Raw genomic sequence first — 12,937 nt, forward strand, 5'->3', positions numbered from 1 at the left:
GGGTCAGTTGCAAAAGTCCGTGGATGCCTTAGGGGGAGGGCTAACCAAAATATATTGCCAAGTGGTATACGAAGAAAGGAATAAAGTTTGTACCTTTGCCACATGACAAAGACAAATAGCTTCGACACCAAGACACTCCTCAAGTATGTATTCCCCAAAGACATGCTTGAATACTTCGATATAACCGACGTTAAAGAAGAGTTCACCGGAAAACTGGATGAGACAGGATCAGAGATAGTACTCCTCCACATTTATTTGGATGAGCAGGACAATCGTGACAAAGGCTGGCATGACCTTACTCCGAATGGCTTTACCGAATATCGTCAGATAAACGACTTTCCGCTGCGTGACCACAAGGTGGTTCTCCATGTCAGGCGAAGGAGATGGATGAATGATGAAGGACAGAATGTCGTGTTTAACCTGTACAAATTGGTTGCCGACGGTACCAGCTACTCGCAAGAGTTTGCTGCTTTTTTAAAAGAGGTGGTTGGATACTTGCCCAGTGACGGCCCGCTCAGTGGGGCGTTTCTACAAGGTTGACGGCAACCGTCTTGAGCGTGCTTACAAGGATCATCTGAGCAATTTCAAAGATTGGGCTCAAAAAGATCATGCTGATAAATGGGTACTGTTGTCGCAAAACTTAGGGAAACATCTCAGCATAGACGAGACCATGCTGTGCAAGGACCTGTTTACATTCCTGACAAACAAGGACGGGCACGGCCGCAGAGGGTCCCTGATAGCGGTAGTCAAGGGAACTACGTCGGAAGAAGTGGTAAAGCACCTTATGAAGTTATCGGAGGACAAGCGCCTCGCAGTAGAGGAAGTGACCATGGATTTCTCTTACAGCATGTTCTCCATTGTCAGTCAGGCATTTCCCAATGCCACGATAGTTATCGATTGCTTCCATGTAATGATGAGACTTGGGGAGGCTCTCGAAGAAATGAGGATGAAAATGAAACGCCAAGCCCAGTCGGAGCTGAAGAGGGAAAAGCGGCTGCATAAGAAGAAATGCGAGAAACGCAGAAAGGCACGGCTCTACTACCGTAAGCACCATCCTAAAAAACGTGGAGAGAAACGCGGCCGTCCGAGAAAGAAGCGTGCTAACGAGAAGTTCGTACCTGCAAAACTTGCCAACAACGAGACCAAGATAGACCTGCTAACGCGCGTTAGGTATCCTTTGCTCAAGAGTATGAACGACTGGACAGACAAGCAGAAAGAGAGGATGACAATCCTATATGAGCTTAATTCAAAGATGAGGACCGCCTACTTGCTTGCAAACAAGTTCCGTAATATAATGAAGAAAAAACAAACGAGGGAGAAGGCCAAGGTAGAATTGCACGAGTGGTACAAGGAAGTCGGGAAAAGCCTCATCCGAGAGCTTATTGCCGCCAGAGATACCATAAAGTCCAGAGAGGAGTATGTGCTCAACTACTTTATTAATCGCTCCACTAATGCTGCGGCCGAGTCCATCAACTCAAAAATCAAAGGGTTCAGATCACAGATGAGAGGAGTGGCGGATCTTCCTTTCTTCGTATACCGCTTGCGCAATATATTTGGTTAGTCCTCCCCCTAAGGCATCCACGGACTTTTGCAACTGACCCAAAAAATGACTAACTTTGCTATATCATTAAAGCAACTAAAACTATATTCTATGTCTAAGACAATTGATTTGCAAGTAGAAAAAAGTACACGTCTTATCAACGCTCTGAAGGCCCAGATTGATGAGGTGCACGATAAGGGAATATCCCTTGAGGAATTGGATGCTATGTCTAATCAACTCAATGAGTTACATAAGAATTCCGAGGATACAGAGGTACTTCGCAAGCATCTCTCCGAACAGGTTAAGCATACCAACCGTATTCTTGCTCAGTGCAAGGAAATGTACATTAGAACGAAAAATGTGGTTCGTAATAATTATCCACAAGAAGAGTGGATTAAGTATGGAGTCATCGATAAGCGCTAAGGTCTTGTTCGGAACGATTTAGTTACATTTTTTAACGAGCACTAACAAATAAACGGGCGACATTCACTTGCGAATGCCGCCCGTTTTGTTATTGTTTTAAGTTGTCATTACATTGGGTGTTGTGGAGTCGGTCATATAGTGACAGCCCACCCCGCAACTCCTATCTGTTCATCATGCTCTTCTTCCCCGCCAACTGAGCTGAAGCGTCCACGGCGAAGGTGCCGTTGGTGACGATCGTCTCACCTTCAGCCAAACCGTCGGTTACCACATAAGCATCGGGAAGGCTGGGGCCGAGCGTCACCTCACGCATCTGGAACGCAGGCATCGATACGCTCTCATCCTTTACATAGACCACCGAGCGCTTGCCCGTCCACAGCACGGCAGACTTAGGCACGACGATGTCGTCCTCATAGCCTTTCATACTTGCTATGGCATAGCCGGAGATGATCATCTGTGGTTTGAAGATGCCGCCGGGGTTGCTCATCACCACACGTACCCCTGCCGTGCGGCTTTTGTCGTCAAGCACAGGGTCTACGAAACTCACCCTGCCCGTGAAGGAACGGCCGGGCATGCTCTCGGTCGTGAAGCGTATCGTGGATCCCACCTTGACAAAGGGCAGATCACTCTCATAAGCCTGGAACATGGCCCAGACCGTGCTGAGGTTCGCGATCTTCAACATCGGCTGCCCTTGCTTGACGTAGTCGCCGGGTTCCACCTGCTTGTCCACAACAGTTCCGCTTGTATTTGCTTTCAGTGAGACATAAGGCGATGCTTTCTTCGTGCGTATGACGCGGTTTATCTGCGCACGGTCAATCTGCAGCAATTCGAGCTTCTCCACGGCTGCTTCTACAAGCGCTTTGCGTTGGGCAGCCATGGGGTAGGCGAGAGCCTCGACGAGCTCTTGTTCTGCGGCGTAGAGGGCAGGCGAATAGATGACGGCCAACGTCTGTCCTTTGCCTACGCGGTCGCCGACAGCATTGATGAAGAGCTTCTCTACACGACCGTCGACATAAGCGCTCTGTACCTGCTCCAAACGTTCGTCGGGCTGAATCTTTCCAAAGAGGCGGATCTCCTTGGCTGTGGCTCCGGTGCTCACGGTTTCTGTCTGCACATTGGCCAAGGCCATGGCCTCGTCGCTGAGCATGATGTCGTTGGGATCCATTTCCATACCCGACTCAGATGATTTACTGTCATCGGTCAGCGGAATGAGATCCATGCCGCAGATCGGGCATTTGCCTGGATGATCCTGACGTACTTGTGGATGCATGGTGCAGGTCCAGATGGTCTTTTTATTCTCAGACGAGGCGGTTGCCCCGCTGCCACCTTTGTGGAATGCCACATAACCGATGCCGATGCCTAATGCCAGGCCGAAGAGGACGACTAAGGTCATCTTGTGGCGTATGATGAAATCTTTTATCTTGTTCATGATATTGTCCTTTTGTTATTTCTTTCGCGGATTCTCAGCACGTGTGGCATAATCGTATCGACTTGCCATCTTCTCATATTCCGCTACGAGTGTGTTGTAGTCAGCATAAACCTCTGCCTTCTTCAGCGCGTAGTCGATATACTGACGGTTGGTCTCAAGAATATCGGTAAGTGAGGTTGATCCTGTGGCATATTCCGTATTCATCAGGCTCAGCGTGCGGTCGAGGATCTCTACTTCCTTGTCGTAGAGCTCTACCTTTCGCTTCACGTCCTCGGCGCGTTGCCCAATGCTCAGGTATTCGCTTTTCAACGCATCCTGACGGTTCTGGTAAGCGTAGTCGGTGCTGATCTTGTTGAGCTTGGCCGCTTCCTTGCTCATGTAGATCTTTCTCCGATAGATAGGCACGGAGACTGTTACCATCGGCATGACCATATCCATGCCGTTCATGTTCTCCATCTTCGGATTCATCACTTTGCCGTTGAGCATGTACTGCAGTCCTACGCTGAACGTCGGCTTACCCATGTTCGTAGCGAGCCGCTCTTGTGCCTCGAAAGCCTTGCCGTCTGCCACTGACTTTTGCAGCAGCGGGTCTTGAGCCTCGATGTCGTTCCAAGAGAAGGAAGGCATCTCGCGAAGCGCAATGGTGTCGGGAACGACGAGTGGTGCATTGGCATCGCGGTGCATCACGATGTTGAACTGCTGACGCTGTAGCGCCAGTTTTGCCTCGAGACTCGCTATCTGTTCCTCGAGGTTCTGCTCTTCGGCTTCTAATCTCAGCTGATCGCTCATCTTTGCGTTGCGCATGCGGCTCTGCGTCTTGTAAGTGAGCAGCGCGAGCTTCTTGATGTCTTCGAGCAGGCTGATCTTACCCTTGACAGCTTTGATCTTCTCTTGTGTGGCGAGCATGGCGTACCATTGTTTCTGCACGTCATAAGCCAGGGCTATGCCGTCGGCACGAAACTTTTGATAGGCACTCTCGGCCTTGTACTCCATGTTCTCACGCTCGGCCTTCAGTGTGCCGAACCAAGGGAACATCTGCATGATGGTGAACGTCGCTATCTGCTTGCCGTTGACATGCTGCATGCTCTTCGGAAAGACACCCACCTGTATAGTGGGGTCGTTGAGTGATCCCGCGCCACACGCGCTCATCACCTGTGCCTTATAAGCGTTGTATCCGCCTATCACCGCGGGATTGTTGCGGATAGCGGCAGCGATGTAGGTTGCAAGGCTGTCGGAGGACTGGGCCTGGGCACCTATTGTGATAACGAAGAACATCAACAGCAACAGCCGGCAGCGTGTATATATAGTTTTATCTGTTCTCATATTTTATGATGGTTGTATGCGATTGTTTTCCCTGTTTTTGCGGAGAGCTCCCTCTCTCCACCAGCATTGCATCACCGGCACGACAAACATTGTCATGGTCTGGATAAGCATACCGCCAAATGTCGGGATGCTCATCGGCACCATGATGTCGGAGCCTTTACCCGTAGACGAGAGCACGGGGAGGAGGGCGATCAGCGTTGTTGCCGTCGTCATGCAGGCGGCACGCACACGTTTCTTTCCTGCTTCGACAACCGCCTCACGAATGCCTTCCTTCGTCTGCGGATGACGTTTTTGGAATGTCTGATGGATATAGGTACCCATGAGCACACCATCGTCGGTGGCTACACCGAAGAGTGCGATGAAGCCCACCCACACGGCGACGGAGAGGTTGATCTGACCCATGCCAAACATGTCGCGAAGATTGATGCCGGCGACGGAGAAGTTGAGGAACCAAGGCTGACCATAGAGCCACATGAGGATGAAACCACCTGCAAAAGCGACGAAGACACCCGAGAAATGGATGAGCGAGGCTGTGATACTCTTGAACTGAAAATAGAGGATGAGCAAGATGAGCAGCAGAGCTATCGGGATGACGATGCTCAGTCGCTTGGCGGCATGTACCTGCTGTTCATAACTTCCGGCGAAGCGGTAGCTCACGCCTTTAGGAAGATTGATCTTGTGCGCAGCCACGAGCTCGTCGATATGCTTCTTTGCCGCGTTGACCACGTCGACCTCTGCCTCCTTGGAGTCACTCTTGTCGAAGGTGATGTAACCTACGAGGAACGTGTTCTCCGAGGAGATCATGGAAGCACCCGGCGTGAATCTGATTGAGGCCACCTGTCCCAACGGGATCTGCGTGCCGTCGGCCGCGGGTACGAGGATTGACGAAAGTGCATCGGGATTGTCGCGGAGTTCACGTGCATAGCGCACACGGATAGGGAAGCGCTCACGGCCTTCCACCGTCGTGCCTTCGCTCATGCCGCCAACCGCTGTCTCTATGACGCTCTGAACGTCGCCGAGCTGGATGCCGTAGCGCCCGAGCTTCTCACGGTCTGGCGTGATCTCTATATAAGGCGCGCCCTCGGCACGATCATAGTAGACCGAGGAGCGGTTGATCTGCGGAAGGTCTTTCAGAGCTTTCTCCATCTGCAGGCCGACTTTCTCGATACTCTCCAAGTCGGGCCCATAAACCTTCAGTCCCATGGCTGCTTTCATACCCGTTGAGAGCATCACCTGGCGCGTGGCGATAGGCTGGAGCTTGGGCGAGCCCGTCAGTCCGGGAAGGTTACTGGCTTTCTCTATCTCATTCCAGATGTCGTCCTCTGTATGGATATTGTCGCGCCACTGGCGCAGGTATTCGCCGTGAGAGGAGGGTATGAGCGAGTCGCGCGGTATGATGCGGAACTCCTTCGCCGGGTCGTAGGTCTTGCCGCCTTTGAGCAGGAACCGTCCGTGAATGTCCGTCTTGAAGCGTGCGCGCTGACCGTCGTCGTCGAGCATATACTCCGGACGATAGTTGACCGTGACCTCATACATTTGTATCGGAGCGGGGTCGAGCGCCGACTCTGTGCGTCCCCATTTGCCCACCGCGCTCTCTACTTCGGGGATGGCACTCACACGCATGTCGAGCTGACGACAGAGGTCGAGATTCTCTTCCACACCGGAGTGGGGCATGCTTGTCGGCATGAGCATGAACGTGCCTTCATCGAGTGTCGGCATGAACTCAGAGCCTGTATGCTTCCAGATCATGGCACCGGCAACGAGGGTCAGCATCGGGATGAGCATGAACTTCCAACGGTTGTCGAGGCACCAGCGGAGGATGCGCTCATAATAGATGACCATGAGCCACAGCAGCGCCAGGACCACACCGATGATGGCAAGCACGAAGAACATGTTGAGCATCATGCCGTTCTTCGGGCCTAAGGGCATCCAGTGACCGGTAAGAATGTAGGTAGCGAAAAGCACGATGACAGCTACGGTGAGATAGTTGGTCTTGAACTGCCATCGTCCTATCTTGACGGTCTTCGGTGCGGGCTTGCCACGGAAGAGGCGCATCGCCCATTGCCGCGGCATCCGCAGCGAGAAGATCCAATAGGCGAGGGTGGGAAGGATGACCAGTCCGAGAATGAGTGCAGAGAGCAGGGCAAAGGTCTTCGTGAAGGCCAACGGATGGAACATCTTGCCTTCCTGGGCCTGCATGGCAAACACCGGGAGGAAGGAGATGACGGTTGTCGCCATACCTGTCATTACCGCGGAGCTCACTTCGCTCACGGCGGAGAGAATCGTGTCTTCCAATGCTTTGCCGCGTGGCCATACCACCTCGCCTGTCACAGTGTCGCGGTCGTCACTCTGTACATGACGCACGACATTCTCCATGAAGACGACACCTACGTCGACCATCACACCGATGGCGATGGCGATACCCGACAGGGCGACGATGTTCGCCTCCACGCCACATAGCTTCATCACGATGAACGTACAGAGCACAGCCAAGGGAAGCATGGTGGCGATGACGACAGAGGCCCGGAGGTTAAGCACCAGAATAAGCACCACGATGATACAGATAAGCACCTCGTGGGTCAGCGAACTCTCCAGCGTGCCGATAGTCTCCTTGATGAGCTGGGTACGGTCGTAGAAAGGTACGACGGTGACCTTAGAGTGGGTACCGTCGGGCAGCACTTTCTCTGGCAGTCCGCTCTCCATCTCCTTGATCTTGTCCTTGACGTTGTTGATGACCTGCATCGGGTTGCTGCCGTTGCGTGCCACGACAACGCCACCCACGGCCTCCTGGCCTTCTTTGTCAAGACCTCCGCGGCGGTCGGCTGGCCCAAAACTGACCTTGGCTACATCCTTGATGCGCACGGGCACACCGTTGCTTGAGGTGATAGGCGCGTTCTCCAGGTCGGAGAGCTTCTTTACGTATCCTAATCCACGGATGAGATATTCGGCCCGGTTGACCTCCATGGTGCCGGCTCCTACATCGATGTTGGAGTTCTTCACCGCTTTCATGATCTGAATGAGATTCAGACCATAAGCGCGCATGGCATCGGGATCGAGGTCTACCTGATATTCCTTGACGAAGCCGCCTACAGAGGCGACCTCCGACACGCCCTCAGCCGACGAAAGGCTGTAACGCACGTAGTAGTCCTGTATCGTACGGAGCTCCTGCGGATCCCATCCGCCGGTGGGCTTGCCCGTCTTGGGGTCGCGGCCTTCAAGCGTGTACCAATAAATCTGTCCGAGGGCCGTGGCATCGGGACCGAGCGTGGGGCGCACGCCGTCGGGAAGAAGGCCTGCGGGGAGGGAGTTGAGTTTCTCAAGGATGCGCGAGCGGCTCCAGTAGAACTCAACGTTGTCATTAAAAATAATGTATATGAATGACATGCCGAACATCGACGATGAGCGTATCGTCTTGACGCCCGGTATGCCGAGCAGAGCTGTTGTGAGCGGATAGGTGATCTGCTCCTGAATATCCATCGGAGAGTGCCCCATCCAGTCGGTGGAGACAATCTGCTGGTTGTCTCCGATATCGGGAATGGCATCCACCGCCACCGGATCACGCGGGATGATGTCGTCCGTACCCCAGTCGAAAGGCATGGTAGCCAAGCCGCCAAAGATGACGGCGAGGAGCACGAACAGCGAGATGATGCGGTTGCGTAGGAAATAGCCTATAATTTTGTTTACCATAAATTATTGATTTGCGTAAAAAAGTGAGGTTTCGCTTTAGGGAGCCTCCTGTGGCCGCCCCTGTAATGCGTGTTGTCAACCTCTCGGAGGCGCGCGCAAACCATGAGGCTCCACAAAAAGTCCAGGTGGAGCCGGAGGTATATAATAATGTGAGGACGATTCCGTCTCACAGGTCAGAGCGCTCCATGAGAGCGGCTGCCACAAGGCGGGCAGATCGCCATGGAACCAATTGGCATCGTAAAGACTTGGGGTGAGGTCTATGGTCTGACCGCGGGCGAAATGAGATTTTACTTGTACGAAGTGAGCCTTGTCATGACAGCCGCTGCATTTATCATTGCCCCCGTGGCAACAGTCGTCAGCGGCATCGGCAAAACTGTGAACGTTGATGCCGTTCAGCACCATGAACATCTGTTCATCACCACAGTAATGAACATTGATCTGCAATCCTGATACCGCGATCAGAAAGAGCAGAATCGTGAGATATGCACTGATACGTCTTGCCATAGGCTGTAACGAAGATATGTTCTCTATGAAGCTTATACAATCTTACAATTTGCAAAATTAGCAAAATTTATTGGGAATATTGTTGGGTCTCATCGTTTTTTTTGTAATTTTGCCGAAAAAGTAAGGATAACCTCTTTTTATCTGACTTAATTATCAAGTAATAATCAATTTAGAAAGGAAAAATTATGAAGAAGACAGTATTGATGTTTGTTGCCGCCTTGGCAATGGTTGCTTCTGCTCAGGCCAAGACCGTGAAGAAGACCTTCAAGGCTCAGGGTAAGTGTGAGAAGTGCCAGGCTCGTATCCAGAAAGCAGCCAAGGCTGTTCCCGGCGTACTCACCGCAGCCTGGAACAAAGACACGAAGGTTTGCAGCGTAGTCTTCGATGACAGCAAGACAAATCTTAACAAGATAGAGAAGGCTGTAGCTGCCGCTGGTCACGACACTGACAAAGCCAAGGCTTCTGCCGCTACTTACAACAAGCTCCCAGGCTGCTGCAAGTACAGAAAATAAGAGAGAACATCTGAAAACGATTCAAGCGCGTTGCGACAGAAATGTTGCAACGCGCTTGCTGTTTATGTACTGTTTTGCCGATATGCTGACCTAAACAAATGGAGCCCGACCTTCTCCAGGCCAGGCTCCAAGAACAGAGAGAAATTATACCAGTCCCCCAAGGACTGGTTTTTTCTTTATGAAGTCCGGAAGTCCGGACTTCTTCGGATATACCTTCGTATTATTGCTTCCGCTGTGCGGCGTTGTCTTTCACATCCCACCACACACGGGTGTCGGTGTTGTCGGCACCTTGCTCCTTGTCAGCCGCCTCGTAAGCCGCCGTGCTCTCACTGCGGTCGTTGTTATCGTAGGTGCAACGATACGGGATGTGCTCCAGCAAGCTGCTCGGACCGATCGTCAGGTCAGGTGCGTCCAAGCGGCGCCAGTCGGACCAGGCCTCAATGCCATCCTCGAAGTAACCGTTGATATAGCGCTGGGTAGCGATGAGGCTCAGCTTCTCAGCATCGGTGCCCGTGAAGGCCACACCGCTCTGGGCCAAGTAAGCGCTGATCTCGCTCTCCGACGGTGCCGTGCCACTCACGAGGTCAAACTTCGCTGCTATAGACAGACGGACACCCTCCTCATACAGCGTTTTGGCATCAGCGTCGATCCAGCCGCGCAGGGCAGCCTCAGCCTCAACGAGGCGTGTGCGGGCAGCTGAGAAGATGATGAACGGAGCACCCTGCTTATACATGTTGGGATTGAAGTCGGAGTTGTCCTTGTTGTAGTTGGTCACGTCCGAAGAAGTGATGCCCAAGGGAATACCTTTGTAGATGCCATCGGCATTCTTCGTGAAGTAAGCGGCGCGGCGAGGATCATTGTACTTGTTCATGATGTCCACGATGTCCGTTGACGGACAGAAGTCCTTACGGCCCTCTGTGACGATGTTCGTGTACAACGGGTTCTCGTTGTCGGCGTTGCCATAGAAGGTGTAGACGAAGTTGTCGTCGTTGCTCTCGATGCCTCCGTCCTTGTAGGCCTGCTGGAACCACGCCTTTCCTGTGGCAGGATCAACGTCAGCGAGTTTGATGGCGAGCATCATGCGTATGGTGGCGTTGAGCTTCTTCCATTTGCTGATGTCACCCTTGTACATATAGTCGTAGGTGGCGTTGAGCGAGCCCGAGGCATCAAACTTGGCATAGGCAGCCACGAGGTCGGCCTCCAAGCCGTTGTAGATGTCCTTCTGCGCGTCGAGCTTCGGCGTATAGTTGCCGCTGTCACCCTTGAGTGCCTCAGAATAAGGAATCATGCCGAGGGCATCGGTCAGGCCCATGAAGTAGAAGTCCTTCAGGGTGCTGGCAGCGGCAATCTGATTTGCGTTGGAACCGAATGCCTCAACATTGGAGGTGTTCTTCTCGCTGCCCTCGTTCATGTTGATGATTGTCTGAAGATCCTTCAACGTGTAACGATAGAAGTTCTTTGTGGAGAACTGCGTGTCGTTGTAACGGCCGTACTGCACGTTCTGGCGCTCAGCGATATAGCGGGGGAAGAGCAAAAACTCCGGGTTGTAACTGCGCTGCATGACGAAGTAAGGGACATAGCGCAGGGAGAAAGCAAACAATGCTTCCGTAGTGGCCTGGGAGGGGTTGTTCGGGTCGGTGTTGATGTCACCAAAGTCACCACAGCTACCCATCAGGAACACACCTGCCACGAGGACAGCTGCCTTATATAATATCTTTTTCATATTATGCAATATTATGGATGCAGAATTAATTAATGATGCAGTGATTAGAATGTTAAGTTAACCGAGAAACCGAAGGAGCGGGTGGACACGGCCTGGCCACGCTCAATGGCTCCGTAGTCAAACTCTGAGGATGTGCCGACCTCTGAGGGGTCGATGTTAGGCACGCCGCTGTAGAGGAGGAACGGGTCATTGGCGATGAGCGGATTTTGTGCGATGGCTGTTGGGCATTTTGTAGTTCAGTTGGTACATAGTTTTGGTCAGCCGTCCTGCCTGGTATAGTGTTATATCTGAGTTGGCATCCTTCAGCTCTCGTTCAAGTTCCAACATAATTGTGTAGGCCGTAAAGCATATACAGATGTGTGCTTCTATGCGATTGTGCAACCGATGATAAATTGGACGTGCACGGAGGTCTCCTTTATTCATACGGAAGGCTCTCTCGATAAACCATAGGTTGGAGTAATTGGATATGACTTCCGCATCCGAGAGTTTCGTGTTCGTGACATATCCCTTGATTCCGTCCCATGCGGCATCAGCGTTGAACTTGTCCATGTCAATCGTAACACTCACATCACCATCCATCTTCAGATACTTGTTGTAGCCGCGGTTGTTTACGTTTGCTTTTGTCAACTTGCCGGTTTGAAAGCGCTTTTCGAGTCTCTGAAGTCCTTTCTTTCTCATTGCCTCATCCTTTGCAGCCCGTTTGTCACTCATGGAAACAATGAGCCTGACGCCATTCGCCTTGTCTATGCACCTCACATCGCCATTTTCTAGATTCATTCCAAGTATTGCTTCCTTTACCTCTGCAGTCTCGCTCTTAACCCTCGCACCAAGTATGTACTCGTATTTCTCAGCCTCCAAGTCTTCTATATTTTTCTTGGAAAGCAGACCTGCATCGGCTATAACTACGGGATGGTCGAATCCGTGTCGCCCGGCCAGGTCCTTTATCATCGGTACAAGCGTCTTGCCCTCGTGTATATTCCCTTCGTAAATTCCGTAGCCTATTGGATTGCCGCCCGTGGTGACAAGCAGGCCAAGGAAAATCTGAGGACACGAATGCTTGCCGTCCTTAGAGAAACCGGTCTTGCGGAGGTCGTCTTCCTGCGCAGCCTCGAAGTAAAGAGTAGTCATATCATAGAACACTACGCTTATTTCGCCGCCACATATTTTCTTTGTGTAGGCATAGGATATGCGTTCCACATCGTGCTTTATATCATTACCAACAGGCTTGATAACTTTGCCGGAAGCGTCCTTCTTGCAGTCCTTGTCTTTTCGGAAGCAAAGGTTGTCAAGGAACTTGTATATGGCATCCACGTCGTAGTCTTTGTTCAGATATTGGCGGAGATACTCCACCGTGCGGAGTTTGCTGCCCGGATTGAATAGACGACAAATTACCAAATGACGGAACATCTCATTGTCTATCCCTCCATATCCTATCTTGTCGTAAAGCCGTCCATAGATAAGTTCGGGACCAATCACTTGAATCTGCGTGTTGGAAATACCAGAGAGGAAGCTCTCAAGATCGTCTTCGAAAGGATAATGATAGTCCATCGGAATAGGCTGGCCAAGCTGCGAGTCTATAAACTCACGAGCCTTGCGTTCCAAGGCAAGCAATTCTTGCGCATTGGAACTTGTCCCCATAATCTTTACAGTAACATTCTTGCGGGAGTACCTGTCCTTTCGTAACCATTCAATTTAGGCCGTCCTGTAATCAAACAAAAAATCCCGAGGTTATTCCCGGGATTTTTTGTATTGGTATGGCAGAAGTTGTATGATCTCATCTTCATCCATATTGTCTCTTA

Annotated in this window: 10 protein-coding genes; 4 read left to right on the plus strand and 6 right to left on the minus strand. The window is 51.6% G+C overall.

Annotated features, from left to right (window positions below):
- The first annotated feature begins 102 nt into the window (after positions 1-102).
- The 3 genes from NG346_RS13685 to NG346_RS13695 all read left to right on the plus strand — a co-directional run bounded on the left by NG346_RS13685 (position 103) and on the right by NG346_RS13695 (position 1,963).
- The gene (locus NG346_RS13685) at positions 103-540 is read left to right on the plus strand and encodes an ISAon1 family transposase N-terminal region protein (RefSeq protein ID WP_262281365.1); all 438 of its coding nucleotides are present in this window, start codon (positions 103-105) and stop codon (positions 538-540) included.
- A gap of 130 nt (positions 541-670) precedes the next feature.
- The gene (locus NG346_RS13690; RefSeq protein WP_262281366.1) at positions 671-1,561 is read left to right on the plus strand and encodes a transposase; all 891 of its coding nucleotides are present in this window, start codon (positions 671-673) and stop codon (positions 1,559-1,561) included.
- Positions 1,562-1,651: 90 nt separating this feature from the next.
- Positions 1,652-1,963 carry a hypothetical protein gene (locus tag NG346_RS13695; RefSeq protein ID WP_262281146.1) on the plus strand — a complete coding sequence of 104 codons (312 nt, stop codon included), beginning with the start codon at positions 1,652-1,654 and terminating at the stop codon, positions 1,961-1,963.
- A gap of 160 nt (positions 1,964-2,123) precedes the next feature.
- On the opposite strand, the gene NG346_RS13700 is transcribed toward NG346_RS13695, so the two are convergent.
- From NG346_RS13700 to NG346_RS13715, 4 genes are all read right to left on the minus strand, one after another.
- Positions 2,124-3,389, minus strand: a complete 1,266-nt coding sequence (locus tag NG346_RS13700; protein WP_262281147.1) for an efflux RND transporter periplasmic adaptor subunit — start codon at positions 3,387-3,389, stop codon at positions 2,124-2,126.
- Positions 3,390-3,404: 15 nt separating this feature from the next.
- Complete coding sequence (locus NG346_RS13705; protein ID WP_262281148.1) at positions 3,405-4,712, minus strand: TolC family protein; 1,308 nt, start codon at positions 4,710-4,712, stop codon at positions 3,405-3,407.
- 3 nt (positions 4,713-4,715) lie between these two features.
- On the minus strand, positions 4,716-8,399 hold the full coding sequence (locus NG346_RS13710; RefSeq protein WP_262281149.1) for an efflux RND transporter permease subunit: 3,684 nt from the start codon (positions 8,397-8,399) through the stop codon (positions 4,716-4,718).
- Between the two features lie 75 nt (positions 8,400-8,474).
- The gene (locus tag NG346_RS13715; protein WP_262281150.1) at positions 8,475-8,903 is read right to left on the minus strand and encodes an HYC_CC_PP family protein; all 429 of its coding nucleotides are present in this window, start codon (positions 8,901-8,903) and stop codon (positions 8,475-8,477) included.
- Between the two features lie 185 nt (positions 8,904-9,088).
- On the opposite strand from NG346_RS13715, the gene NG346_RS13720 reads away from it, so the two are divergent.
- The gene (locus tag NG346_RS13720; protein WP_262281151.1) at positions 9,089-9,415 is read left to right on the plus strand and encodes a heavy-metal-associated domain-containing protein; all 327 of its coding nucleotides are present in this window, start codon (positions 9,089-9,091) and stop codon (positions 9,413-9,415) included.
- Between the two features lie 220 nt (positions 9,416-9,635).
- Here the strand turns inward: NG346_RS13720 and NG346_RS13725 are convergent, their stop codons facing one another.
- On the minus strand, positions 9,636-11,138 hold the full coding sequence (locus tag NG346_RS13725; protein ID WP_262281152.1) for a SusD/RagB family nutrient-binding outer membrane lipoprotein: 1,503 nt from the start codon (positions 11,136-11,138) through the stop codon (positions 9,636-9,638).
- Positions 11,139-11,324: 186 nt separating this feature from the next.
- On the minus strand, positions 11,325-12,776 hold the full coding sequence (locus tag NG346_RS13730) for an IS1634 family transposase (RefSeq protein WP_262288879.1): 1,452 nt from the start codon (positions 12,774-12,776) through the stop codon (positions 11,325-11,327).
- Positions 12,777-12,937 lie beyond the last annotated feature (161 nt).

Source organism: Hallella absiana (assembly GCF_025457485.1).
GTDB lineage: Bacteria > Bacteroidota > Bacteroidia > Bacteroidales > Bacteroidaceae > Prevotella > Prevotella absiana.

Bases quoted from the DNA above. Each gene is read 5' to 3' on its own strand.
- NG346_RS13690 (WP_262281366.1), top strand. From the start codon at position 671: ATGCTGTGCAAGGACCTGTTTACATTCCTGACAAACAAGGACGGGCAC.
- NG346_RS13720 (WP_262281151.1), top strand. From the start codon at position 9,089: ATGAAGAAGACAGTATTGATGTTTGTTGCCGCCTTGGCAATGGTTGCT.
- NG346_RS13730 (WP_262288879.1), bottom strand. From the start codon at position 12,776: ATGGGGACAAGTTCCAATGCGCAAGAATTGCTTGCCTTGGAACGCAAG.
- NG346_RS13695 (WP_262281146.1), top strand. From the start codon at position 1,652: ATGTCTAAGACAATTGATTTGCAAGTAGAAAAAAGTACACGTCTTATC.
- NG346_RS13685 (WP_262281365.1), top strand. From the start codon at position 103: ATGACAAAGACAAATAGCTTCGACACCAAGACACTCCTCAAGTATGTA.
- NG346_RS13715 (WP_262281150.1), bottom strand. From the start codon at position 8,903: ATGGCAAGACGTATCAGTGCATATCTCACGATTCTGCTCTTTCTGATC.
- NG346_RS13710 (WP_262281149.1), bottom strand. From the start codon at position 8,399: ATGGTAAACAAAATTATAGGCTATTTCCTACGCAACCGCATCATCTCG.
- NG346_RS13705 (WP_262281148.1), bottom strand. From the start codon at position 4,712: ATGAGAACAGATAAAACTATATATACACGCTGCCGGCTGTTGCTGTTG.
- NG346_RS13725 (WP_262281152.1), bottom strand. From the start codon at position 11,138: ATGAAAAAGATATTATATAAGGCAGCTGTCCTCGTGGCAGGTGTGTTC.
- NG346_RS13700 (WP_262281147.1), bottom strand. From the start codon at position 3,389: ATGAACAAGATAAAAGATTTCATCATACGCCACAAGATGACCTTAGTC.